Below are 25,549 nucleotides of genomic sequence, written 5' to 3'. Positions count from 1 at the left end.
GAAACCCCAATTGCGAGAGCAGTTGGGGTTTTGTTTTGGGCGCTCGAAAAGCGCCACGGGCGTCAGCGCGAGTACTGTTATCAGCCATTGCGCCTGCACACGCCTCGTCATTGCTGCGGCTTTACCGCTGTGGTCGACGTACGGTTCTCGGTCACGGCGATACACTGGTTTTCTCGTCTGATGAATAGGCACCGCCGAGTACCGTTGAAGAAATCGATGCAAAGTGTTTCTGCATTTTTGGTATGGTGCAGCACATTTTCACAGGGATTGATCTTTATCCGCAGGACGCGGCGTCGACCTTCTTCAAACGAGATGCTGTAGAAATGCCTGAACCCATACCTATCAAAGACCATGAAAAAGAGAATCGACTGGTCAACAAGCGCCTGCTCGCCTGCGCAGTGTTGGTCATGGGTATCACCTGCGCTCTGGTAGGGCGCATGTACTTCCTGCAAGTGGTGCAGTTCGACTACCACTCCACGATCTCTGAAAATAACCGTGTCCATGTGCTGCCCATCACTCCGACGCGTGGGTTGATTTACGACCGAAACGGCGTAGTGCTTGCCGATAACCGGCCCAGTTACAACCTGACCATTACTCGCGAGCGCACCACTGACCTCAAGAGTGAACTCGATGCCATCGTCAATTTGTTGCATCTACCCACTGAAGACCGTGCGTTGTTCGATAAGGCGCTCAAACAGGCGCGCCATCCTTTTGTCCCGGTGACACTGTTTTACGAGCTCACAGAAGAACAGATTGCCGTTCTGGCAGTGAATGAGTTCCGCTTGCCTGGGGTCGACGTCGAGCCACAGTTCGTCCGGCATTACCCCCTGGGGCCGCACTTTGCTCATTCCATTGGTTATGTAGGACGGATCAATGAGAAGGAGTCCAAAGCACTCGACTCGGTGGAATACCGCGGCACGCAGTCGATCGGCAAAACCGGGATCGAGCGCTTCTACGAGTCCGAACTCCATGGCCATGTAGGCTATGAAGAAGTCGAGACCAACGCTCAGGGCCGGGTGCTTCGCGTACTCAAACACACCGACCCGATCCCTGGAAAAAATATCGTCCTGAGCCTCGACGTCAAACTTCAGGAAGCAGCAGAGCAAGCCTTGGGTGATCGCCGAGGTTCGGTGGTTGCGCTGGACCCGCAAACGGGCGAAGTGCTGGCCATGGTCAGCAAGCCCAGTTTCGACCCGAACCTCTTCGTCACCGGCATCAGTTTCAAGGAATACGCTGCACTGCACGACTCCATTGACCGACCGCTGTTCAATCGTGTCCTGAGAGGCCTGTATGCGCCCGGCTCGACCATCAAACCCGAGGTGGCCATCGCCGGTCTGGACAGCGGGGTCGTCACCGCTCAAACCCGCGTGTTTGACCCTGGGTACTACCAACTGCCCGATTTTGACCACAAGTACCGCAACTGGAACCATAGTGGTGATGGCTGGGTTGATATGGATGCCGCCATCATGCGCTCCAACGACACCTACTTTTACGATCTGGCCCATAAGCTGGGCATCGACCGCTTGCATGACTATTTGGCCGAATTCGGCCTGGGGCAGAAAGTATCTCTGGATATGTTCGAAGAGTCAGCCGGCCTGATGCCGTCCCAGGCCTGGAAACGCGCCACTCGACGCCAACCATGGTTCCCGGGTGAAACCGTGATCCTCGGCATCGGCCAGGGCTATATGCAAGTCACTCCGCTGCAACTCGCCCAGGCAACTGCCTTGATCGCCAACAAAGGTGTGTGGAATCGCCCGCACCTGGCCAAAACCATCAACGGTGTACCGCCGGTAGACGAAAACCCCATGCCCAACGTCGTTCTCAAGAATCCGCGCGACTGGGAACAGGTCAACCATGGGATGCAACTGGTCATGCACGACCCACGCGGCATTGCGCGCGCGGCTGCGCAAGGCGCGCAGTATCGTATTGCTGGCAAGAGTGGTACTGCGCAAGTGGTGGCGATCAAGCAGGGCGAGCGCTACAACCGCGAGAAGACGCTTGAACGCCACCGTGATAACGCCTTGTTTGTAGGTTTTGCCCCGGCCGAACATCCGAAAATCGTCATTTCGGTCATGATCGAAAACGGTGAGGCCGGTGGTCGCGTTGCAGGCCCTGTGGTGCGGCAGATCATGGACGCCTGGTTGCTCGATCAGGAAGGGCACCTCAAGCCGCAATATGCGACACCGACAAAGGCCCCTGGAGATCCACGCGTCTGACTCATGCTTGCCATGTTTCCAATCTCTACGTCCTCATAGGCGAGCCATGGCCAGATGTGCGAAGTGGGCCTTACGCCTGGATCGTCGCTCCACCTTCAGATGTGACTTTTCAGGCTCCGCACTCGATAACGAATCCCCTTACAAAAGCAACTTCCATTCGGTGCGTCAGTCATATCGTAGAGTCAGGTAATGGACGGGTCATCATCATTGCTTACAACTTGAGGTTGCGCATTGTTTGATGTCACCTAGGGTCAATGGAGGAGGTGACTTATGCACGTATTAGATCGCATAGAGCGAAAAATCCTGCTCAATGCTTCACGTAAAAAAGTATGGGACGCGCTGACGAACGCCGAGCAATTCGGCAAATGGTTCGGTGTCGCCCTCGAAGGCAAAACCTTCGTCGAAGGTCAGATCATCGAAGCACCTATCACCTATCCCGGTTATGAACACGTGGTCTGGAAGGCCAGCATCGAGAAAATCCTGCCACAAACGTTGTTCGCGTTCAGGTGGCATCCCTTCGCCGTGGATAAAAATGTCGACTACGACAAGGAAACTCCGACCCTGGTGGAATTCACCATCGAGGACCATGCGCCGGGGATTCTGCTGCGTGTAGTCGAGTCCGGCTTCAATGCCGTACCTGAGGCGCGCCGGCAGAAGGCGTTCAAAATGAACTCCCGTGGCTGGGACGAGCAAATGGGCAATATCGAAAACTACCTCAAAAAATGACGCCGGCCATCGAGCCAACTACTCAAGCGTCTGACTAGGCAACCGTGAGCTATTGCCGGAATGATCACGACGGTCAACTGCGTTTAACAATGCGGGAACACCGAGTGGATGCGGCTTTAAGGCGAGGTCAGGTATAAAACCTGCTCGTCATGTGCATTACTTCACGCCCTGAGCCCTGTGCCGCGTAGAATCACCAGCTAAAAGCGATTCCTGAGGTGCGGCACGGTGGAGTTACAGCAGGGTTTTGTCCTGACCCGGCATTGGCGTGATACCCCGGCGGGCACGGAGGTCAGCTTCTGGCTGGCCACTGATCAGGGGCCACGGTTTATTCGCCTACCCGTGCAAACCTCGGTGATGTTTATCCCCGAGGCGCATCGCAAACCGCTGGATTGGCTGCTCAAGGGCGAGCGCGATATCGAATTGCGACCACTGCAACTGTGTGATTTCCATCATCGCCCCGTCCTCGGACTGTATACCCGCCAGCATCGCCAATTGATGGACCTGGAAAAACGCCTGCGGGCCGCAGGTGTCGATGTGTACGAAGGCGATGTACGCCCGCCGGAACGCTACATGATGGAACGTTTCATTACCGCGCCCGTCTGGTTCGACGGTACGCCGGACGGCACAGGCGCTCTGTCGGACGCGCAGATGAAACCCGCGCCGGACTATCGTCCGCCACTCAAGCTGGTGTCCCTGGACATCGAGACCACCGCCCAGGGCGACCTGTATTCCATCGCACTCCAGGGGTGTGGAGAGCGCCAGGTATACATGCTCGGGCCGCCCAACAAAAACGATGCGGTGGACTTCAAACTCGACTATTGCGACAGCCGCGCCCAATTGATCGAGCGTCTTAATGAATGGCTGGCAACCTACGACCCCGACGCCATCATCGGTTGGAACGTGGTGCAGTTCGATTTGCGGGTGCTCCATGAGCACGCCCAGCGCCTCAATGTGCCATTGCTGCTCGGGCGCGGTGACGAGGCCATGAGTTGGCGCGAGCACGGCAGCCGCAACCATTACTTCGCGGCGGCGGCGGGGCGCTTGATCATCGACGGGATCGAGGCGTTGCGGTCGGCGACCTGGAGTTTCGAGTCCTTCAGCCTGGAAAACGTTGCGCAAACCCTGCTCGGCGAAGGCAAGGACATCTCCACCCCGTACCAACGCATGGACGAAATCAACCGCATGTTCGCCGAGGACAAGCCTGCCCTGGCACGCTACAACCTCAAGGACTGCGAACTGGTCACACGGATTTTCGAGAAGACCGAGCTGCTCAAGTTCCTGCTGGAGCGCGCCAGTGTCACCGGCTTGCCGGCTGACCGTAACGGCGGTTCCGTCGCCGCGTTCACTCACCTCTACATGCCGCTGATGCACCGCCAGGGCTTCGTTGCGCCGAATCTGGGCGACAAACCGCCCCAGGCCAGCCCCGGCGGATTCGTCATGGACTCTCGCCCCGGTCTTTACGAGTCGGTGCTGGTCCTGGATTACAAAAGTCTCTACCCGTCGATCATCCGCAGTTTCCTGATCGACCCCGTGGGCCTGATCGAAGGCCTCAAACACCCCGACGACAGTGATTCGGTCGAAGGCTTTCGCGGTGCACGGTTTTCCCGCACACGTCATTGCCTGCCGTCGATCGTCGCGCGCGTGTCCGAGGGGCGTGAAGTGGCCAAGCGCGAACACAATGCACCGCTGTCCCAGGCGCTCAAAATCATCATGAACGCCTTCTACGGGGTGCTCGGCTCCAGTGGCTGCCGGTTCTTCGACACCCGCCTGGCCTCATCGATCACCCTGCGTGGTCACCAAATCATGCGCCAGACCCGCCAGTTGGTTGAGGCCCAGGGTTATGAGGTGATCTACGGCGACACCGACTCCACCTTTGTCTGGCTCGGCCGCGCGCACTCACAGGAGGACGCCAGTCGCATCGGCCAGGCGCTGGTCAGGCACGTCAACGATTGGTGGCGCGCGCACTTGAGCGCCGAGTTCGGCCTGCAGAGCGCCCTGGAGCTGCAATATGAAACCCACTTCACGCGTTTCCTCATGCCGACCATTCGCGGCGCCGAGGAGGGCAGCAAGAAGCGTTACGCCGGCCTGGTCGTGCACGGCGACGGCCGCGAAGACATGGTTTACAAGGGGCTCGAAACCGTGCGCAGCGACTGGTCGCCGCTGGCCCGAAAGTTCCAGCAGGAGCTTTACCGGCGCATCTTTCATCGTCAGCCGCACCAGGCGTATATCCGCGATTACGTGCAACGAACCTTGAGCGGCGAATTCGATGAGCTGCTGATCTATCGCAAGCGCCTGCGACGCCGGCTGGACGATTACGAGCGCAATGTGCCGCCCCACGTGCGTGCCGCGCGCCTGGCGGACGAGTACAACGACCGCCTGGGACGCCCGCGCCAGTACCAACGCGGTGGTTGGATCAGCTACGTGATCAGCGTCAACGGGCCTGAACCGCTGGAGGTGCGTCGGGCGCCCATCGACTACGATCACTACGTCACCCGCCAATTACAGCCGGTGGCCGATGCGATTCTGCCCTTTGTGAATGACGACTTCAGCACGTTGGTCGGCGGGCAGATGGGACTGTTCTAAAGCGCTTGCACTGAGCGGTCGCATGTCTGCACGCTTGGCCTTCTTCGACGCGCAATCAAGGAGAGTTCCCGATGTACACGCTCTACGGCACCGACGAGTCCGGCTCATGCATGATCGAAATTGCCCTGCAGCGTTGCGCAGTGCCGTGGCATCGGGTGGACGCCAGCTCCTGGCACGAAGGTGAGGGCAGCGATGCCTTGGCGCGCATCAACCCCCTCAAGCAGATCCCCACGCTGGTCACGCCGGACGGCCAGGTGTTAACGGAAAGCGCAGCCATTCTGATCCACCTGGGCCTGGCATTTCCCGATGCGCACCTGCTGAGTGGCGACCGCGCGCAGATCATCCGCGGCCTGGTGTACATCGCGGCCAATTGCTACTCGGCGATTGGCATCATCGACTACCCGCACCGTTGGTTGGGCGACGCGCCGGACGCAGTGCAGGCGCAACTGGTCAGCGGCACACGGCGTCACCTGCATCAGGCCTGGGTGATATTTGCCGAGCAGTTTGCCGAGCAGTTGTTTGCCGACAACGGTGAGCCGAATGCGCTGGGCCTCATGGCGGCGACGGTGTCGCGCTGGGACTCGGCGCGAGAGGCGTTGAGCGCCCTGGCGCCAGGCTTTGCACAAACGCTGGCGCGCGTGGATGCCGACCCCGTCGTGGCACCCGTGTTTGCCCGGCATTGGCCGCAGTGGAAGGTGTCGTAATGTTTCTGCAATCAAGCGAAACAATCGTCGTGACCCTCCTCAACCCCTTGCGTCGCGGACGTCCTGACCTACGCTTTCTCAAAGTGCTGTAGGAATCATCCTTGAATTTGACGGTCGCAGACATGAAACTCAAGAACCCTGCATGGAATTCAAAGGAGGTGCGCATGCTCATCCGGTCGCTGACCCTGGCTACCTTGATGGCGTTTACGGGGCCGCTGTTGGCGGCTGACGATATCAACCCGCTCAAACAGGACTTGGGCAAGGCCCGCCCGCTGGTGGTGGTAGAGCTTGATTCCGGCAACGATACGTTGGCCAAGCTCAAGAAGGCGCTGGACGAGCCGGCCACCAAGCAGTCCTTTGAAGAACGCAGCATGGTGTTCTACACCGTCAAGTTCGGCAGCATCGGCGCCGAAGGCGAGAAGTTCGCCAAAGACCCTAAAGACAACAAAAAACTCACCCCGCCGGAAACCAACGCCTTGATCCGCGCCCTCAAACTTGGCGCCGGCAGCGGTACCAAAGTGATCCTGGTCGGCAAGGACGGCGACAAGAAGCTCGAGAAGACCGTGCCACCGGATACCCTCGACCTCAAGGAATTCTTCAGCGCCATCGACCAGATGCCCATGGCCGAAAAGGAAGCCGCGGCGGCACCTGAGCCGCAACCAGCGGCACCTGCCCCGACGCCGGCCAAGGGCGCCAAGCCTGCCAAGCACGGTAGCAAGCCAACTGCGCAGCCATTGGACGATTAACCTCGCAAGGAGCGAGCACGCTCGCTCCCCACACCTATTCCTAGCGCCTGCGCACCGGAAACGGAAAATAGAAAAACCGCAGGGCCGCCACCCGCTTGATCACTTCCCCGATCAGCAATGGCACCACCACGGCCACCACAAATCCGATGCACGCCGCGGCAAAGTCATGCAGCCCGAGGCGCACCAGCAGGTCCACTGTCTTGTGCTGGATCTCGCCATGGAAGATCAACAGGAACAAGGTGGACTGGCCAATGTAGGTCATCACCCGCGTCAACAGTAGCGACGCCATGATCACCTTCGCAAGTGCCCAGCACAGATACACGCCGATCACCGCCAGCAGGCTGGTCCACAGCCAGTGATCGTAGCGACGCTGCGCCAGGTCCATGGTGGCATGGCTGTAGAGGAACACCGCGGCGAACAGCACCACCGACACCAGCAGTGTCAGCCAGGAACCGCCGTGGGTCCGCAGCCAATCGCGAAGTAGGTAACCATAAACAAAACACGCACTGCTGATCGGCGTGATGTCCAGGCTGAACGGCAGGCCGGGCAGCACCCAGGTGTGCTCGCCGATCGTGACCGGCAGTTGCCAGAACCAGGGCAGCATCCAGATGCCCAGCAGCAGCGGGACGATCATTACGGTGCAGCTCAGCGCCAGCGACAGGCGCTGGATCAGCCGCAGCAGCACCCAGCTGAACACAATCGCTACCCAGAAGTGCGGCAGGAACCATAGCGCCTGCCACGGTATGGTGCCCACCGTGGCATACAACACGCCACCGATGTCCGGCAGCAAAGGTTGGCCGCGCAGCACATCGCGCACGATCACATACACCAGCATGGTGAAAAAAAATGGTTTGAGCAGGCCGTCCGCCTTGCGCACCGCCATTTCCATAAACGGCTGTTCCGGTTTGAAAAACACCCCGGACAGGAAGAAAAACAACGGCAGCACAAACGATGCCAGGATCGGATACAACACGTCCGGCGATGTGGCGACGAACCAGCTGTGGGCATACACGATCACCAGGATGCCGATGCCTTTGGCGATGTCCATTTGAATCCAGCGATGTTTCACCTCAGTGCTCCCGTTCGATGACAGCAACTCATGCTTTACGCCACGGCTTGAGCCACAGCCCCATACCCAGCATCACTCCCGCGCCGGCCAGCGTGCTCAGCCCCAGTTGCAGCCATACCCCAGGCACCGGGAACAGCAGCAGCGCCGGCAGGCCCAGCAGCAGCGCACTGAGCAGCCAGTGACGAGCCCAGGGCAGAGCGTCGAGCAACGCCTGGCGCTGCATCAACAACAACGCCGTGCAGATCACGCCCGCCAGCGCGGCCAATGGGATGCCCGCCAGGCCAACCATAAACGGCAGGGCGCCCAGCAGCAGTACATTGACCAGGCTGCCCAGCAGCTCGCAGCGCAGCGGCTGGCGAGTGTCGCCGGCGGCGTAGGCGTAACGCGCGAGCAGGGCATTCCATGCGCCGAACACCAGCGGTACGGCAAACCAGGCCAGCAGCAGCGGCAGCGGCGAACCCAGCGATTGGCTGGGCAGCAGCAGCGCCACCAGGCTCGGCGCGGCGGCGACCAGGCCGACGCCCGCCGGCAGGGTCAGCACGCTGGCGGTCTGCAGGCCGCGCTTGAGCAGGGCCAGGCGCTCATCGCCCTGGCGTCGGCTCATCATGCCCAGCAGCACCTGATTGAGGCTCATCAGCGCAATCAGCGGCAGGTTCATCAGCTTGCGCGCCAGGTTGACCCACGTCACCGCGCCTTCTCCCAGCAGTGACGCCACCAGGCGCTCGATCAAGGCCAGGCCCTGGCTGGCGCCGTTGCTCAGCAGCAGCGGGCCGATGCGCTGGCCCAGTTCCCGCAGCGGCGCAGCGCTCAGTTGCCAACGCCACGGGCGCCAACCCTGGCGCCAGATCGACGGCAGCAGTGCCAGCGGCATCAGCAGGCTGCCGGCCAGGCACGCCAGCGCCAGTGAGTGCGGCTGTGTGGCGCTGCCCGCGACGGCGAGGTAAGTCACCGGCGGCAGGTTGAACAACAACGAGCCCAGCCCCGCCAGCACAAAGCGTTCGCTGGCCTGCAAGGGAATGCTGAACAGGGCGTGCAGCAGTAATCCCGGCACGCACCACGCGACGATCTGCAGGTTATTGGCGGCCAGAGCCGTGGCGCTGTTCGCCAATCCAGGCCCCAGCACCTGCACCAGCCAGGGGGCCAGCCACATCAACAGCAGGCTGGTCAGCAGCGCAATCAACAGCAGGGCCGGAAACAATACCGCCAGCCAGTCCAGTCGCTCGCGCTCCTTACGCGCCAGGTACAGCGGCAGTGCGGCGGCGCTCAGCACGCCGCCGGCCAACGACATGCGCAGCGCTTCGGGCAGGAACAACGCGATCAGGAACGCATCGCTGCGCTCGCCGGCGCCCCACGCCGCCACCAGCAGCCACTCGCGGGCAAATCCCAGGCACAGGCCCAGCAAGGTTGCCAGGGTCAGCCACGCGGCGGAGCCGAGCATCAGAAGGGCGCACCATCAATCAGCGGTTTACCGTGCGCCACCCGCTTGACCTGCGGCACGCGCGCCGGGAACAGCCGCCGGGCCTCCAGCACATTGATCCCCACCATCAGCCAGAACAGCGCCACCATCACCACCGCGAAACTGAAGTAGTGGTCGAACAGGCCGCTGACCAGCGCCGACAGGATGCCGGCGGTGGTGCCGAGCCACAACGCATTGTCCTTGGTCAGGCGGATCGGGCCTTTATCCGGGCGTGCCTCGCGCCACCAGCGCATCGTCACCGCAACAAACAACAGCATGCCGGCCAGGCCGATCTTGTAGATGTAGTTCAGCCACAGGTTGGAGATCCCCAGCAGGTGCGAACCGGGCACCGGTGGGTCGGCCTTGAACCCGATGCCCAGGGGATAGGAGGCCACCGCCTGCGGGAACATGCGGTACTCGTCGAAGCGCACCTCGGTACTCGCATTGCTCGAGGAAAAGATGGTTGCCAGTCGGTCCTGCAGCGGTGGATAGGCGAGCACCAACGCCACGGTCAGCGCCGCGCCGATCATCAGCAGGCGCCCGGTGTACGGCACCCGTCGAATGGCCATCCACATCAACACCAATGCCAGGCTCACCATCGCCCCACGGCTGCTCGCCAGCAGCAACGCCGCCGCACCCAGACATGCCACGCCCAGGCCGAGCGCGCGTCTCCAACCTTGCTCGGTCATGCCGAAGCAGAACGCCAGCGGCAGCAGCAAGGCCATGATCCCGCCGATGGCGTTCGGGTGGGTCCAGGGCGAACCCATGCGCGAGGACATGGCTTCCAGGCCGAACTTGAGCATGTCGAAGTTGGCGTAGTTGAACATTGCCAGAATCGGCGCAATGCCGGCGCCGGAGCGGGTGCGCACGAACACTGCGATCGACAGCAGCAGCATCGCCAGGGTGCCCAGCAGCAGGGCGATCACCAGCGCCTCGCGGTGTTTACGTTCCACCAGCAGCCTGGCGGCGAGAAACACCCCTGACAGGTTCAACAACCAGCGCAGCCAGTTGGCCACGCCGCTGGTGTCGGCCTGGACGGTGACCTGCCCCACAATGAAGGGAAACACGCTGAACAGCATCAGCCACAGCAGCATCTGGTCGGTGGGCCGCGTCGCCAGGCTCGGCGTGGCCGGCAGGCGTGACAGAAAGCTGTGCCACACAATCGCGCCCCAGGTCAGGGCCAGGATCGCTTCGCTGACCGTGCTGCGAATGCCGAGATTGACCGTGGAGTACGGCATGAACGTCGCCATCCCCGCAAACAGCAGCAAGCCCCACAGCGGGAACCGCAGGATGGTCACTACGCCCGCCAGGCCGATCACCGCCAGGAATGCCTTGGCCGGGGACAGCAGCAGGGCCAGGGCACCAAACAGCAGGCCGAAGAGAATCGCGACGAGACTGGCCAGGTTCACTTTCACTTCAGTTCCTCGATCAGTTCGCCCAGGCGCTGGCGATAGGCGTGGTGATTGAAGCGCTCGGCCCACAGGCGGCGTTGTTCGGGCGAGTCCTCGGCGGGCCGCACGCTCAGGGTGAGCATCAACTGCATCAGCGCCGGACCGTCGGTGGGAGAAAAGCGCGGCGCAGTGGGTGGCGTGATTTCATCCAACGAGGTGCCGCTGGCCACCGCCACCGGGGTGCCCACGCTCAGCGCCTCGATCACCGGCAGGCCGAAGCCCTCGGCGTACGAGGGTTGCCACAGGCGTTCGGCGTGGCGATACAGCGCATGCAACTCGGCATCCGACACGCCGTTCAACGCCCGAATCCCCGGCAGTGCGCGCTGGGCTGGCGGCAAATGCTCAAGGCTGCCCACCAGCACCAGTTCCGGTACCGCAGGTGACTGGCGTCGCGCCTGCTGCCATGCCTCCACCAGAAACGGCACGTTCTTGCGCAACTCGCGGGTGCCTACCAACAGCCAGTAGCGCGCGGGCAGTTGGCGCGCCGTGAGGTCGGCGGCCAGCGCGCTAAACCCGTCGACCTGATTGGGCAGCACGCGAATCTTGCCGGTGGCCTTGGGGAACAGCCGCGCGGTCTCGTCCGCGCTGTACCGCGACGGCGTCCACACGCGGTCGGCACTGTGCACCGCGTAGGCAATCGACAGGCGATCGCTGGTCTTGTAGATCAGCGCCTTGAGACGATTGGCGTGGTAGTTCTGCAAGGTGATCTGGAACAGGTCGTGCAGCAGCACCACGGTGCGCAGGCCTTGTGGCTTGGGCGGCAACGGCAGGCCCATGTTGAACGTGCTGATATACAGGTCGATATGCTGCTCGCGCAGCGCACGCGGCAGAAAGCCGGCCTCGAAGCGCAGGCGATTGTGCGGCTGGTGCATCGCGGTCTTCGCGCAGCCCCAGACAGGGCAGTGGGCCTGCAAGCGGGTTTCATCGCCCAAGGGCGCGACGGTGAAGCGCTCCAGTTCGATCTCCGGCAGCGTGTACAAGGCGCTTTCCAGCGCATACACCTGGCGACTGATGCCCGATTGCGGCGAGGTGCCAACGGTGCGGTAATCCAGGCCTACACGCATGCGGGCTCCTCGTGGGGGTGCGGCGCCAGGGCGGCATACACCTGCTCCAGCTGGCTGGCGGCAACGTTCCAATCATGGGCGCGGCGCACATAGGCGCGGCCCGCTTCGCCCATCGGCACGGCGGCTTCAGGGTGCTGCAGCAGACGTACCACGGCATTCGCCAGGCCGCCGGCGCTTTGCCCGCCGAGGTAGTCCAGACCTTCCACCAGATCCAGCCCCGACACACCTTGCTCGGTGCTCGCCAGCGGCAGGCCGGCGGCCAGGGCTTCCAGCACCTTGAGCTTGGAGCCGCCACCGTGGCGCAGCGGCGCCAGGAACACCGAACAGCGAGATTGCAATTGCAGCAGGTCGGGCACAAAGCCTTGCCATTCGATACGCGGGTCCGGCCAGCGCTCGCGCCAGCTGCCGGGCATGCCGAAGCCGCACACGCTCATGCGCGCCTCGGGGCAGTGCTCCCAGACCTTCGGCAGAATCTCTTCCAGCGCCCACTCGATAGCATCCACATTGGGTGCATATTCATAGTTGCCCAGGAACAGCACACGCTGGGTCGCAGGGTCCGAACGCGCGCCGGCGAAGTGCGCGCAGTCCACGCCGTTGACCACCACCGACAGCGGTTTGCCGGCGATGGTTTCCAGCACTTGGGCGTCGCTGGTGGTAACGGCCACCACCTGGGCGGCCTGGCGCATCACCCGTTGTTCCCAACGCTGGTAGCGCCATTGGTCATAGCGGATAAACGGCAGCGACCAGCGCGGCAGCCGGTCATAGGTGGCGGCACCGAGGGCCGACTCTACGTTGTGCTCGGTCAGCACGAAGGGTTGGCACTGACGCGCCAGCGCCTGTTCATAAGGCTGGAAGGTATAGGAATGTTCGATCTGCACCACGTCCCAGTGCTCGCTCAGTAACTGCTCGAAGCGCGCCTGCAGCGCTGCCGACAGCCCGTTGACACTGGCCAGCAGCGGGTAGGGTGCGAACAACCCTGCCAACAGGGTCGTGAAGCTGCGCAACGGGCGGCGGGGCAGGATGATCACCTGTTCAAGAAACGCCTCCAGCACCTGGCGGTCGGGGGGCGCCACCGGGTGTTTGTCGTGCAGCAGCAGGGTGATCCGGTGTCCGCGCGCGGCCAGGCTGCGCAGCAGGTGGAACTGGCGCGTCTTGCCGCCGCTGGTGGCGGGCCAGGGCGAGTAGGGCAGGATCCATAAAATGCGCATGGCCGTTTCTAATCCCATAACAGAATTTGCAGGTTCGGCTTGACCGGTACGGTCAGCCCTTGAGCGCCGGTGACCGGGGTTTGGGTGCCGCGCAGCGGGTCGTATAACGTGGCGCGGGCCAAGCCGGGCAAGTGCGCGTTGCCGCCCTGGGCCGACCAGAAAAACCACAGCCTGCGCCCGTCGGCGCGCGTCCAGGCGATGCTGAACAGGCCGTCGGGCAAGCGGTCGGCGCCGGGCGGGTCGGCGGGAGTGAGCCTGGGCCCGCTGACGTCGAGGAAATTTTTCAGTGCGGTATAGACCGGCTTGGGATTGGCGTCGATGTCCAGCAAGCCGTAGGACTGGTCCCGCACGCTGGCGCGTTGGTCGAGGTCGCTCAGGGTAAACAGGAAGATTCTGTCGTAGTCCAGCGCGCTCATCAGTGCCAGGCGCCGTACCACGTAGTCGGCCTGGGCCTGCGGGCTGATGATGTCCTGAGCGTCCTTGGGCCCCTTGTAGGTCGACCAGCCCCACTCGGTGCTCCATAAAGTCTGGACCCCGCTGCTCCGCAAAGCCTGGTTGAGCTGGGTAGTCTTGGCGATAAAGTCGAGGTTGGCGGGGTCGTTGCCTTCGGGCAATTGGGTGTAGGGGTGGTAGGACATCACCGTGTTCAGGCTTGCCACCCCCAGCGCACCGAGCGCCTCGAGCATGGACTGGCCGTTGGGCATTTCACTGAAGAACGCCATGCCGGCGGCCACCACCGGTTTGCTCGGGTTGACCGTGCGCAGCGCCGTGGCGGTGACCGTCAGCAGCCTGGCATAACCGGCAGGGTCCGCCACCGGGCGCCAGAAGCCCAACAGGTTCGGTTCGTTCCACACCTGCCAGGCGTTCACGCTGGGGTAGCGCTGGGACAACAACAGCATGCGGTTGGCGAACACGTTCGGGTCTTTGGGCGGGTATTGGTCCTGGTAGGGCGCGCCGGCCGGTGCAGTGGTCGCGAACGGCGCGGACCCGACGAGGTAGAACACCGACTTGAGCTGATTGGCCTGCAGCTTCTGCACCAACTGATCCAGGGTAGCTACCTGATATTGGCCCTCAACGGGCTCCAGCTGGTCCCAATGCAAATCCAGGCGCACCCACTCCAACCCCAGCGCCTTGAGGCGATCGATCTGCTTCTGATAGCGCTCGGGGCTGAACCACAGGAACTGCGCGTTCACCCCCAGGAAATCCTTCCATACCACCACCTTGCCGGCCTTGAGCACATGGCTTTCGGCGTCCGCCTGGCGGCCCCAGAAAAACCCCGTCAGGCCAAGGGCGACGATCACGGTCAGCGTAGCGAAGTAGGTGCGTTTACGCGCCATGGCGAGCTCCTGCGATGGCTTGGTCAAACAGTTCGATGAATGTGCCGGCGGTCTTGGGCCACAGGCGCTCGCGCCCGATTTCGCCGGCGCGCTCGGCCCAGTCCCTGGCCAGCAGCGGTTGGCGCGCCAGTCTCAGGAGCTGCTCGCCCAGCGCGGCCACATCGCCTTCGGGGTAGATGGCGCCGTTGCCGCTGGCGACTTCCTCGGCAAACGCACGGGCATCGGAGGTGATTGCGCCGCGCCCACAGGCCGTTGCCCAGGACAGCGCGCCACTGGTGCCGCGCTGGCGCCCCAGCAGGCCGAGTTTTTTCGATTCGCGATAAGGCAGCACCATGACGTGGTGAGCCTGGATCGTCTGGGCGATCTGGTCAGCCGGCAGGTTCAGTTGCCAGTCGACGGCATCGGCCAGGCCCAGTTCGGCGATCTGTCCCTTGAGCTGTTCCAGGTAGTTGCCGCCCGCGCCGAAGGCCATTTCCGGCGCCGTGCCACCGGCCAGGGTCAGGCGCACCCGCTTGCGCAGCTGCGGGTCTTGATTGAATACGTCCGCCAGCGCCTGAACCAGGTCTTCAATGCCCTTGCCTCGGTAGATAAACCCGAAGTACAGCAGGCGCAGAGGCTCCAGAGGCGGCAGCGCAACCGGGTCGATGGCCAGATTGGCATGGTTGATCACCGCCACTTTGCCGGCGGGCAGTTGCATGCGCTGGCTCAGGCATTCGGCCCCCAGGCGCGTAAGGGTGATCAGCCGCGTCAGGCCCTGGGCGACCTGGCGTTCTTCGCGCAGGGTCAACGGATCGGCCAGCACCACCGCTGCCTGGGGCATCGGGCTGGGCAGGCGTTCGAGCAGGTTCAACGGAAACGGCAGTTGTTCGCGTCGCCACACCATCCGCTCTGGGTCGTGCACGGTGGCGGTCAGCGGCAATAGCGGACAGGCCTTGCGCAGTTCACGCAAGGCCAGGAATTCCCCCAGCCGGCCGCCGCCCAGCTCGGCATGGACCAGGTTCACGCTGTGCCAGTCAAAGGCGGCGATGGCCGACCTGATGGCCTCGCTGTTGCCCGCCACGCCCGCCAGCGGTGTCAGCACCGTCACGCCGAGTGCTTGGAGTGCCGTGCGAAAATGGTTCGCGTAGTCGGCGATCCCGTTTTTCTCCGGCGGCAACGGCGCGAGCAGGGCGATACGCATCAGAACGCTCCCCGGTATTTGGCGATGGTCTTGAGCACCTTGGACGGCACCTCGAACTTGCGCCGGTTGATAATGATGCCGTCGACTTTGCCAAACGCAGTGTTGAGGATCGACAGCGCATGCTCGACCACCGGCACCGTGCTTTTCTGGGCTTCCACCACCAGTGCAATCAGGTCGGCGCGGCGCAGGGCGACAAACGCATCACGGTTGTCCAGCAGGGCCGAGGCGTCCAGCAGCACCACTTCACCGGGCGCCGCCGGTTCAGCACCGCCGACCCGCGCGTTGATGCCGTTCTCGTCCAGCAACTGACGTAGTTGTTCAACCACGAACGTCACCCCTTCGCCATGCCGTGCCGAGGTGAGCCCCAGGGTCAGGCCCTGTTCGGCGATGCGGTCCGGGCGCAACAGGCTGTAGAGGCGGTAGATGCTCGCATTGAAGGCGTTGGTGCTTTGCGCGGTGCTGGTGTCCAGCTCCGGCAGGGTCGTCCACAGCGGCAGGCCGAACTTGCGCTCCACCAATCCGCCGTCGTGGATGCGCTGGTCCAGCAAGTAGCACAGGTAGACCACCAGCAGTCCTACAACGATGGCGAATGGAATCGCCAGCATGAGCATTACCAGGGTTTTGGGAAAAATGCGCCCGGGGTTGAGGGTGGCTTCTTCGATTACGGCGATATTGCTGATCTGGCTGTTGTCCAGCTCACGGTCGATACGTGATTTTTCCAGATTGTCGACGTACAGCGCGTAGTTACGCTCGGTGGCGCTCAGTTCGCGGGCCAGACGGGTCAGTTCCGGTTCGATTTCCAAGGCTTGCTTGCGCTGGCCTTCGAGGTTGGCCAGTTGTTTCTGTTGCTGAGTCAACTGAGTGCGCAGGGCGCGGTTGTTGCTCGACTCATCCAGCAGCACCCGCTGCAAGTGAATTTCCAGCGTGTTCGGCGCGCGGTTCTCGGAGCTTTGCACCGTGTTGCTTTCGCTGGCGACCTGGGCCTGCATCGCCTTGATCGACGCATCCAGAGCTTTGACCGGAGGCGCGTTGTCGGTGTAGGTGCGCATCATGTCGGCTTTTTCCAGCAGCTTCTGATTGAGCAGGCGGCGCAGGTCCTGCTGCTGCGGGTTCAGTGCGATCTGGCGTACCGTGGTGACTTCCTTGGGCTGGCTCTTGAGCTGGTTGCGGGTGCTCTCGATGGCGCTGTCGGAAGAGGCGATCAGGCGCGTGGTATTGAACACTTCGCCACGCAGCACGTTGATGCGCTCGGACAAATCCTCCAGGCGATCGGTGATGCTCGCCGCGCCAATCTCATTCAAGTGCGTGAGAATCTGCTGTTTGTAGCTCTTGATTTCGGTGGCGCTGTTGGACACCTGCCCCTCGTAGAAGGCATACAGGCTCTTGCGCCCCAGGGCCTGGGTGCGTTCGTTGATGTAGGTTTCGACCCAGTGCTTGACCACCTCCTGTGCGACCTGGGGGTCGCCCCAGGTGAAGGTAATGTCCATCACCGTGGAGCCGGCGGCGTGGCTTACGTCAAAATTTTTCTCCAGGCTGGCAGCGAGGCGCTCGACCGGCGTGGTTTTCTCGACGACACCGACGGTTTCCAGCACCACGCGCAAACCGTCGAACACCGCGCCGATGGTGCTCTTGACGTAGTACTTGATGCGCTTCCAGGCACCTTCCGGCGGCGGCGCGTTGTCGAGCACTTCCAGGTAGTGCTCGGCCACGGCGCGCACGATCGGGCGGCCGGTCAGCAAGCGCTCTTCGTCGACGATCGGGTCGCGCTGGGTGCTGGGCATCACCAGGGCCTGGCGATTGCTGATCTCGATCGGCAACGTCGAATCACGCCCGGGCTTGACCAACAGGCGCGCGGTGGATTCGTACTTGGCCGGAAGCAGGAACGCCCCCAGCAGAATGATCACCAGCGCGGCGATGGCCGCCAGCTTGAACTCGCGGCGGAAAATGAAGAACAGGCGCAGAAGATCGCGAAAAGAACGGATCTCGATCATGGGATGTCGCTCCTTTTAATTGCTGCCGCCGCTGGTGCGCGTGTAGTTGTAGCCGACGCCAATGGACTTGGTGAACGGAATCAACTGGTTCAGGTAGGTATCCACGCCCTGGATGCGCTCGCCCACATTGGACTTGGGCACGAACACCACGTCGCCGCGTTGCAGGTGCACCGGTTTGCGTCCATTGGGACCGGTCTTGAGCAACTGGCTGAAGTCCAGGAAGTACGCACGGTAGGCGCCCTGGGCGTCTTCGCGCAGCAGGGCGACCATGCTGGCGTCGCCCGCCGGGTTGATCCCGCCGGCACCGACGATGGCCTGCTCCAGGGTGTTGGCCGTGGCGATCTGCACCGCGGTCGGGTTGTTCACCGCACCGCCGACGATCACCGAGTTGCCCGGCGCCTGGTTGATATTCACCGTCACGCGCGGCTCGCGATAGGTCGGCGCGAGCTTGTTGGTCAGCTCGGTGGCCAGCTCCGACGGTTGGCGCCCGGCGACCTGGATCGGCCCCAGGAACGGGTAGTTGATCTTGCCGTCGGTTTGCACGGTGTACAGCGTCAACTCGTAGATAGTGCTGACATTGAACGCCGACAGCGTGGGCATCTCGCCGGCGTCGCGCACGATGCGCAACTGGTCGCCGATGCGGATGCGTTCCACCGCCGGCGGCAACTGCGCCAGTTGATCGAGGGCGCGCTTGCCGTCCTCGACGGTCTTGTCATCCGGGGGCTCGATGCGTGCCGGTGTATTGCAGGCGGCCAGGGCCATCACGGCCAGGGCGAGCACGGTGCTTTTCATCAAGGGGGACGTCCTGTGGGTCATGCTGCTCACCTCCAATACCCGGGAAACATGCTGATGCGTCGCTTGAGAGACACAGGCAGGTGCCGCTCAAGATGGCCCAGCCGGTAACCCAGCAATTTGAATGCACTGCGCACCAATACCTCGGGCGCTCTGTGAAGCGCACCGGCCTTGCGCAAGGCGGTCAGTTCCGCCATTACATAGCGCTTGCCTTCGCCGCCGGCGTCGCCAAAAGCTTGCCGGATCCATGGCTCGCGGCCATAGAACACGCCGATGTCGAAGTAGCGGTGAAACTCGTCCATGAGCGAGTAGTCGTGGGAGTGATATACCAACGACGTGGCCGCATAGCGCACCTTGTAGCCGTCGAGCAGCAGGCGCGCCGCGACGTAGGCATCTTCACTGCCGATGACGTCGACGGGGAAACCGCCCACGGCGTGCAGCGCACTGCGTCGGTACACGGAAAACGAGTCGGAGCTGAAGCAGGTCTTGATCCCCAGCTCCGGCGCGTCGGCCAGGCTCTTGCTGCGACTCAGGGGCGGATAGTTGAAGTGCCGCGACTGCGCCCCCAGCACACCGGCGTCGGGGTGCGGCAACTGGCGACCGTAGGCAACACCGTTGAGCGGGTCCTGGTGCAGCTCATCGAGCAGGTTGGCAAAGGTCTCTGCAGACGCGGGGATGGCGTCCTGGGTCATCACGATCAATGCATCGCCGCCTACCTGTTCGCTGGCCCAGCGCCGGGTGCCGCCGTGATTGAAGGTGCGCGCATCGATCACTTCGACCCGCGCGCCGAATGCGCGAAAGCGCGCCACGGTGTCATCGCTGGAGGCGCTGTCCACCACCAGCATCTCGTCCGGTTGCAGCGTCTGCATCTGGAGCGCCGGCAGCAACCGCGCCAAGTGACCGGATGCGTTACGGGTCGGAATGATCAGTGCGGTGCGCATGTCATTTTTTCACGTCGGCCGGGGCGCGGCCGTAAATATCATCGAAGCGCACGATGTCGTCCTCGCCCAGGTATTCGCCGCTCTGTACCTCGATCATCACCAGGTCGATGATGCCGGGGTTGGTCAGCCGATGTTTGTGCCCGGCGGGGATGTAGGTGGATTCGTTGGCGTTGATCAGGAATTCGCGTTCGCCATTGGTAATCTGCGCCGCGCCGCTGACCACCACCCAGTGTTCGCTGCGGTGGTGATGCATTTGCAGCGACAGCGAGGCCAGGGGCTTGACCACGATGCGCTTGATTTTGAAGCGGCTGCTTTCCTCCAGCACCGTGTAGGTGCCCCACGGCCGCGTGACGGTACGGTGCAGGCTGTACGCCGGATGATTCTGGCGCTTGAGTTCGGCGACGATGTAACGCACATCCTGGCTGCGGTGGGCGTCGGCGATCAGCAGCGCGTCGGGGGTGTCGACAATGATCAGGTCGCGCACGCCGACTGCCCCGAGCACACGCTTGGGCGAGTCGATGTAACAGTCGTGTACGTCATGCAAAATCGCTTCGCCATTGACTTGGTTGCCATGGGCATCGTTGGGCGTGAGCTGACGCAACGCCTCCCAGGAACCGATATCGCTCCAGCCGATATCACAGGGGATCACGGCCACCTTGGTGGACTTTTCCATCAGCGCCACGTCGATGGAAATATCCGGTGCATTGCCGAACGCGTCCGCGTCCAACTCACGCTGGCGCGAGGTGGTGTTCTGCAAGCTCTGGCTGTGTTCCAGCGCGGCGCGACCGGCGTGCAGCACATCGGGCGCGTGGGTGGCCAGTTCTTCCACCAGCGTGCTGGCGTTGAAGCAGAACATGCCGGCGTTCCACAGGTGTTGGCCGCCGTCGAGGTAGGCCTGGGCGGTAGCCTGGTCGGGTTTTTCGACGAAGCGTTTGACGCGGTTGCCATAGGTGAGCGCTTCGCCTTGCTCGATATAGCCAAAGCCGGTTTCCGCATGGTCGGGCTGGATGCCGAAGGTCACCAGGTAACCGGCGGTGGCCAGCTCGCGGGCCTGGACCACCGCCTCGGCGAACGCGACTTCATTGAGAATCAGATGGTCCGCCGGCATCACCAGCAGTTGCGCCGCATCGCCGAAATGCTCTTGCACATGCAACGCCGCCACCGCAATGGCCGCCGCCGTGTTGCGCCCGAAGGGCTCCAGCAGCAGGTCCAGGGGCAGGCGGGCTTTGTTCACCCCGCGATAGTCATCAAGGGTGCGAAACAGCAGGTCGCGGTTGGTCACCGTGAGCACGCTTTGCACGTCGGGCAGCCTGGCGGCGCGCTGGAAAGTTTTCTGCAGCAGGCTCTGGCCGTCACGCATGCGCATGAAGGGCTTGGGCATGTTCTGCCGCGACACCGGCCACAGCCGTGTGCCCGAACCACCGGAAATGATGCAGGGGATTAATCCGTTGAGGGTATTCATCAATAGACTTCCTTGGTGGAAAGGACGGCCGGGACCGTCATGAAAACGATGTACAGGTCAAACCACACCGACCACTTGGAGATGTATTCCAAGTCGTACTCGACACGTTTCTGGATCTTGAACAGGGTGTCGGTTTCCCCGCGATACCCATTGATCTGTGCCCAGCCAGTGATGCCCGGCTTAACGCGATGACGCGAACTGTATTCGCTGACCGCCACTTCGAAGGGAATGCCCGCCGCCTTGGTCGCCGTGGCATGCGGGCGCGGGCCGACCATGGACATGTTGCCCAGCAGCACATTGAACAGCTGCGGCAGCTCGTCGATGCTGGTCTTGCGGATGATGCGCCCCACGCGGGTGATGCGCGGGTCGGCGCGGGTGGTCTGGCGCTCGGCGGTGAAGTCGCTCTGGTCGGTATACATCGAGCGGAACTTGAATACCCGAATCTCGTTGTCGTTGTAGCCGAAACGGTTCTGGCGGAACAGCACCGGGCCCTTGGAGTCGAGCTTGATCGCAATCGCGGTTACCAGCATCACCGGCGACAGTGCCACCAGCGCCAGGCTGGCCAACAGCACATCCTCGCAGCGCTTGATCACCGGCGACCAGCCGCGCAGGGGCAATTGCGAAGTGTTGAACATCAGGATGCCGCCCACGTCGGTGATGCGGCTGTGGCCGTAGCGCAAGGCTGCCATGTCGGGCACCAGCATCACATTCACCGACATTTGCCGCAGACGGTTGACCAGGCCGTGGATACGTTGCTCGGCGGCCCACGGCAGGCAGATCATCACTTGGTTGACCTGCTCGGCGCGGATCAGTTTTTCCAGGTCGCGGGTATTGCCCAGCAGGGGCAGGTTGCTCAGTTCCTTGGGGATGCGCTCGGTGCGGTCATCGATAAAACCCACCAGGCCGGAGCGAATATCGCCGTTGCGCTGCAGGTGCTCGGCCACATGCACAGCGGTGTCGGTAAAGCCCAGGATCACTGTGCGTTGCAGGTATTTGCCCTTGCGCATCAGGTTGCGGTACAGGCGCAGCATCAACAGGCGTTCCAGGCAGAACAGCCCCAGGCTGGCGATGTACCACGTCACCAGGTTGCGCGGCGTCAATTGCGGAAACATCTGCAGGATCTGGTACATGAACAGCAGGATGCAAAAGGCCGCCGACCAGGCCTTGATCTTGGTTTTCAGGCGCATGCGGTTGCTGAACAATTCTTCGGAGTAGATACCCAGCGCCTGGAACAAAATGATGGTCAATGCCGCGAAGAACACCAGCAGGCCCAGAAAGTGCGTGCGCAGTTCAGGCGCCATCGGCTCCAGGAACAGCACCAGCACCAACGGCGGCAAGATGGCCGACAGACCATGGATCAATTTGACGAAAACAACAAAAAACTCAACGAAACCGGCACGCGTTAAAAACAGGCTGTCGACGGACGACTTCTCTCGCATAAAACATCCCTCATTGCACACCAGACGCAAGTATTCGGTGTTAAAGCAATGAGCTGCTTCAATGCAAAAACCGAACAACTGAACGCTGGTTAATACGCAACTATCAATTCAAACGAGGCTATCCATTTGAAGGGAATTTGCGGGCGTAACGACTAAAGGATTAATTCCAAAATATGCTGGTCAATGAATTGACGGTGGTGCGGATCGGCATGCTAGACGTGTTAAGCAGTCTGATTTTCGACATTTTATTGACTTTCCTTGTCCGAAACACTTCGTCTACTGGGTGTGTTTTTGAGTGTAGAAACAAATGTGGGATTTTTCCTGCTTAACGGTAAAAGCTTTTTTAAGAGGAGGGGGGGAAGGGGGACAGAGGAAGGTTATCTACACCGTTCTAAAACACTGAGACATAACTCTGTGGTGAGCCCGCTCACCACAAAAACGTCATTTTTCCTGGTCATGTTTTCACGGGTGGGTATATAGCGAAGGTGTCATTAAGAGGCTCGCTCGCCATCTTCGCGACAAGCGAGCCTGAGACACGCTGAAAAACCCTCAGCCCAGACGCGCAGCCGCGCGCGCGGTGATTTCGGCGCGGGTCTTGCGCGATTCGACGGTGCGTTTGTTGGCTTCGTCCAGCACCGCCTGCGGGGCGGTGTCCGGGCGGCCGGCGTTGAAGGGCGGGGCTGGGGCGTATTCAAGCTGCAACTGCACCAGTTGTGCAGCCGCCGGGCTGTACAGTTCTGCCGCCAGGGTCAGGGCGAAGTCGATGCCGGCGGTGATGCCGCCACCGGTCAACAGGTTGCCGTCGCGTACCACGCGACCCTGCACCGCGATGGCGCCGAGCGGGGTGAGCAGGTCGTGATAGGCCCAGTGCGTGGTGGCCTTGCGACCGCGCAGCAACCCAGCCGCGCCGAGCACGAGCGCGCCGGTGCACACCGAGGTCACGTAACGTGCGGTATCGGCCTGGGCCTTGAGGAAGTCCAGGGTCACCGGGTCTTCCATCAGCGCACCAACACCCGAACCGCCGGGCACGCAGATCACATCCAGGGCAGGGCACTCGGCATAGGTCATGGTCGGAGTGAACACCAGGCCGGTGCTGGAGGTGACCGGTGCCAGGTCTTTCCACACCAGGTGCAGCTTTACGTCCGGCAGCGAGCCGAGTACGTCATACGGCCCGGTGAGGTCCAATTGCTGGATGCCGGGGAACAAAACAAAACCGATGTGCAGGGTCATCAAAAGCGCTCCGAGATAGGGGTGGACGGCTTCACTGTAGAGGCCTAGGCTTTGGCGAATACGCCATTGAACCCACTAATCACGCCAATCATGTCCAGAACCGTTCATGTTCTCGCTTTCCCCAATGCCCAAGTGCTCGATGTCACCGGGCCGTTGCAGGTGTTCGCCTCCACCAATGACCTGGCGCGCCAGCGCGGTTTGCCGTTGCCTTATGCCGTGTCGGTCGTCGCAGCTCAAGCGCAACCGGTGGTGACGTCCGCCGGCCTGGCGCTGGTGGCCGAGCCGTTGCCCGCCGCCGATGCACCGTGCGACACCTTGGTCATTGCCGGCGGCTGGGGGGTATACAACGCCGCCGATGACCCGGCGCTGGTGGCGTGGGTGCGCGACAAGGCGCGGCATACCCGGCGCATAACCTCGGTGTGCACCGGCGCGTTTCTGTTGGCTGCCAGTGGACTGCTCGACGGTTGCCGCGTGGCGACGCACTGGACGCGTTGCGAGGAGTTGGCGAAGCGCTTCCCGTCGCTGACGGTGGAGACCAATCCGATTTTTATCCAGCAAGGTTCGGTATGGACCTCCGCCGGCGTCACCGCTGGCATCGACCTGTGCCTGGCCTTGGTGGAAGAGGACCTGGGGCGCGCCGTGGCGTTGGAAGTCGCGCGCCACCTGGTGGTGTTTCTCAAACGCCCGGGCGGGCAGTCGCAATTCAGCGCGACCCTGGCCCTGCAAGAGGGCGGCAGCCGTTTTGCCGAGCTGCATGCCTGGATCGCGGAAAACCTCACCCTCGATTTAAACATCGCGACCCTGGCCAGCCAGGCGGGCATGAGCGAGCGCAGTTTTGTCCGTCACTACCGCGCCGAAACCGGCCAGACTCCCGCACGCGCCGTAGAACTGATCCGCGTCGAAACCGCGCGCCGACAGCTGGCCGACAGCAACGCCTCGATCAAACGCATCGCCGTGCAGTGCGGTTTCGGCTGCGAAGAGACGCTGCGCCGCAGCTTCCTGCGTGCCCTCGACGTGACGCCCCAGGCTTATCGCGAACGGTTTTGTGCGTCGGTCTGATCCAGTAATTGTTGCAGCGCATCGAGGGTTGCCTGCGGTGCCTCCTGAGGAATGTTGTGGCCCACGCCGGGCAATACCTGGCGCTGATAAAAGCCGCTGAAGCGCGCCGCGTCCTCATCCTCCTCGGGCGGCGGGCCTACGCCATCGTCGGCGCCGCACAGCGAGATACTCGGCACCGAGATCGTTGGTTGGCGCGCCAGTGCCTGCTCAATCCATTCAAGCGCGGGATCACCGGGCGCATACATGAAACGGTGGCGATATGAATGAATCACCACGTCGACAAAATCCGGGTTATCGAACGAACGTGCAGTCTGCCCATACAGGCCTGTGCCGGCCGCCCAAGTCGGCGACCACAGTGCCCATAACAACTCACATAGTTCGCGGCGGTTGGCGGTCAATCCGTCGATACCGCGTTGGGTATGAAAATAATACTGGTACCACAAGCGATGCTCGGTCTCGGGCGGGCGTGGCGAAATTGACTGGGGGATATTCTGGATGTTGTAGCCATCCCCGCTCACCAGCGCGCGCACTCGTTGCGGCCATAGTGCGGCGACGATGCACGCGGCGCGCCCACCCCAGTCGTACCCCGCCAAGGTCACGCGGGGGAACGCCAACGCATCCATAAAGTCCAGCAGGTCTTTGGCCAGCGCCGCTTGTTGTCCGGAGCGCATCACCTGATCGTGGATAAAACGCGTCGGCCCGTAACCGCGCAGGTACGGCACCAGCACACGATAGCCGCGCTCTGCGAGCACCGGTGCAATAGCGTCATAGGCGCGTGGATCATAGGGAAATCCATGCAGCAGAATGACCGGCTCGCCGTCCAGCGGGCCATGAGTTTCATAGGCGATGTCGAGCATCGAGGTGCGCACGTATAACAACGAAGTCAGAGGCATGT

Annotated in this window: 21 protein-coding genes; 7 read left to right on the top strand and 14 right to left on the bottom strand. The window is 62.3% G+C overall.

Going from position 1 to position 25,549, the window contains the following annotated elements:
• The 6 genes from QRN10_RS21405 to QRN10_RS21380 all read left to right on the top strand — a co-directional run.
• The coding region (locus QRN10_RS21405; RefSeq protein WP_285429090.1) for a hypothetical protein at positions 1–321 on the top strand (321 nt) is incomplete at its 5' end.
• 2 nt (positions 322–323) lie between these two features.
• Positions 324–2,216, top strand: a complete 1,893-nt coding sequence (gene mrdA, locus QRN10_RS21400) for a penicillin-binding protein 2 (RefSeq protein ID WP_181081347.1) — start codon at positions 324–326, stop codon at positions 2,214–2,216.
• 270 nt (positions 2,217–2,486) lie between these two features.
• On the top strand, positions 2,487–2,942 hold the full coding sequence (locus QRN10_RS21395; RefSeq protein ID WP_181081348.1) for an SRPBCC family protein: 456 nt from the start codon (positions 2,487–2,489) through the stop codon (positions 2,940–2,942).
• A 225-nt stretch (positions 2,943–3,167) separates the two neighbouring features.
• On the top strand, positions 3,168–5,525 hold the full coding sequence (locus QRN10_RS21390; RefSeq protein WP_285429089.1) for a DNA polymerase II: 2,358 nt from the start codon (positions 3,168–3,170) through the stop codon (positions 5,523–5,525).
• A gap of 71 nt (positions 5,526–5,596) precedes the next feature.
• Positions 5,597–6,229, top strand: a complete 633-nt coding sequence (locus QRN10_RS21385) for a glutathione S-transferase N-terminal domain-containing protein (RefSeq protein ID WP_285429088.1) — start codon at positions 5,597–5,599, stop codon at positions 6,227–6,229.
• Positions 6,230–6,393: 164 nt separating this feature from the next.
• Positions 6,394–6,975 carry a DUF4174 domain-containing protein gene (locus QRN10_RS21380; protein WP_181081351.1) on the top strand — a complete coding sequence of 194 codons (582 nt, stop codon included), beginning with the start codon at positions 6,394–6,396 and terminating at the stop codon, positions 6,973–6,975.
• A 40-nt stretch (positions 6,976–7,015) separates the two neighbouring features.
• Here the strand turns inward: QRN10_RS21380 and QRN10_RS21375 are convergent, their stop codons facing one another.
• The 13 genes from QRN10_RS21375 to inhA form a co-directional block, all read right to left on the bottom strand.
• Complete coding sequence (locus QRN10_RS21375) at positions 7,016–8,044, bottom strand: acyltransferase family protein (RefSeq protein WP_285429087.1); 1,029 nt, start codon at positions 8,042–8,044, stop codon at positions 7,016–7,018.
• A gap of 28 nt (positions 8,045–8,072) precedes the next feature.
• The gene (locus QRN10_RS21370; RefSeq protein WP_285429086.1) at positions 8,073–9,482 is read right to left on the bottom strand and encodes a lipid II flippase MurJ; all 1,410 of its coding nucleotides are present in this window, start codon (positions 9,480–9,482) and stop codon (positions 8,073–8,075) included.
• Positions 9,482–10,909 (bottom strand): O-antigen ligase family protein, encoded by a 1,428-nt coding sequence (locus QRN10_RS21365; RefSeq protein WP_253511810.1) that lies wholly within the window; start codon positions 10,907–10,909, stop codon positions 9,482–9,484. Before QRN10_RS21365 ends, QRN10_RS21370 begins: the two co-directional genes overlap by 1 nt.
• 2 nt (positions 10,910–10,911) lie before the next feature.
• On the bottom strand, positions 10,912–12,015 hold the full coding sequence (locus tag QRN10_RS21360; protein WP_285429085.1) for a glycosyltransferase family 4 protein: 1,104 nt from the start codon (positions 12,013–12,015) through the stop codon (positions 10,912–10,914).
• Positions 12,006–13,223 carry a glycosyltransferase family 4 protein gene (locus tag QRN10_RS21355; RefSeq protein ID WP_285429084.1) on the bottom strand — a complete coding sequence of 406 codons (1,218 nt, stop codon included), beginning with the start codon at positions 13,221–13,223 and terminating at the stop codon, positions 12,006–12,008. The genes QRN10_RS21360 and QRN10_RS21355 overlap by 10 nt, the downstream gene beginning before the upstream one ends.
• An 8-nt stretch (positions 13,224–13,231) precedes the next feature.
• Positions 13,232–14,560, bottom strand: a complete 1,329-nt coding sequence (locus QRN10_RS21350) for a GH39 family glycosyl hydrolase (protein ID WP_181081355.1) — start codon at positions 14,558–14,560, stop codon at positions 13,232–13,234.
• Entirely contained in the window at positions 14,550–15,740 is a 1,191-nt protein-coding gene (locus QRN10_RS21345; protein WP_181081356.1) for a glycosyltransferase, read from the bottom strand. The genes QRN10_RS21350 and QRN10_RS21345 overlap by 11 nt, the downstream gene beginning before the upstream one ends.
• Complete coding sequence (locus QRN10_RS21340) at positions 15,740–17,731, bottom strand: GumC family protein (RefSeq protein ID WP_181081357.1); 1,992 nt, start codon at positions 17,729–17,731, stop codon at positions 15,740–15,742. The genes QRN10_RS21345 and QRN10_RS21340 overlap by 1 nt, the downstream gene beginning before the upstream one ends.
• A 15-nt stretch (positions 17,732–17,746) precedes the next feature.
• Entirely contained in the window at positions 17,747–18,523 is a 777-nt protein-coding gene (locus QRN10_RS21335) for a polysaccharide biosynthesis/export family protein (protein ID WP_181081410.1), read from the bottom strand.
• A gap of 29 nt (positions 18,524–18,552) precedes the next feature.
• Positions 18,553–19,464, bottom strand: coding sequence for a glycosyltransferase family 2 protein (locus tag QRN10_RS21330; protein WP_181081358.1), 912 nt, complete (start codon positions 19,462–19,464; stop codon positions 18,553–18,555).
• A gap of 1 nt (position 19,465) precedes the next feature.
• On the bottom strand, positions 19,466–20,926 hold the full coding sequence (locus tag QRN10_RS21325; protein WP_181081359.1) for a mannose-1-phosphate guanylyltransferase/mannose-6-phosphate isomerase: 1,461 nt from the start codon (positions 20,924–20,926) through the stop codon (positions 19,466–19,468).
• Positions 20,926–22,365, bottom strand: coding sequence for an undecaprenyl-phosphate glucose phosphotransferase (locus tag QRN10_RS21320; protein ID WP_181081360.1), 1,440 nt, complete (start codon positions 22,363–22,365; stop codon positions 20,926–20,928). The genes QRN10_RS21325 and QRN10_RS21320 overlap by 1 nt, the downstream gene beginning before the upstream one ends.
• Positions 22,366–22,914: 549 nt before the next feature.
• Entirely contained in the window at positions 22,915–23,595 is a 681-nt protein-coding gene (gene inhA / locus QRN10_RS21315; RefSeq protein ID WP_181081361.1) for an isonitrile hydratase, read from the bottom strand.
• A gap of 90 nt (positions 23,596–23,685) precedes the next feature.
• Here inhA and QRN10_RS21310 point away from each other — a divergent pair, with 90 nt between their 5' ends.
• Complete coding sequence (locus tag QRN10_RS21310; protein WP_285429083.1) at positions 23,686–24,654, top strand: GlxA family transcriptional regulator; 969 nt, start codon at positions 23,686–23,688, stop codon at positions 24,652–24,654.
• Here the strand turns inward: QRN10_RS21310 and QRN10_RS21305 are convergent.
• Complete coding sequence (locus QRN10_RS21305; RefSeq protein ID WP_285429082.1) at positions 24,624–25,547, bottom strand: alpha/beta fold hydrolase; 924 nt, start codon at positions 25,545–25,547, stop codon at positions 24,624–24,626. The genes QRN10_RS21310 and QRN10_RS21305 overlap by 31 nt on opposite strands.
• Positions 25,548–25,549: the final 2 nt, after the last annotated feature.

It is taken from the genome of Pseudomonas sp. lyk4-R2A-8, from assembly GCF_030209095.1.
In the GTDB taxonomy this organism is placed as follows: Bacteria; Pseudomonadota; Gammaproteobacteria; order Pseudomonadales; family Pseudomonadaceae; genus Aquipseudomonas; species Aquipseudomonas quebecensis.
The sequence above is the reverse complement of the archived record's forward strand: the minus strand, read 5'-3'. Positions and strand labels throughout refer to the sequence as shown.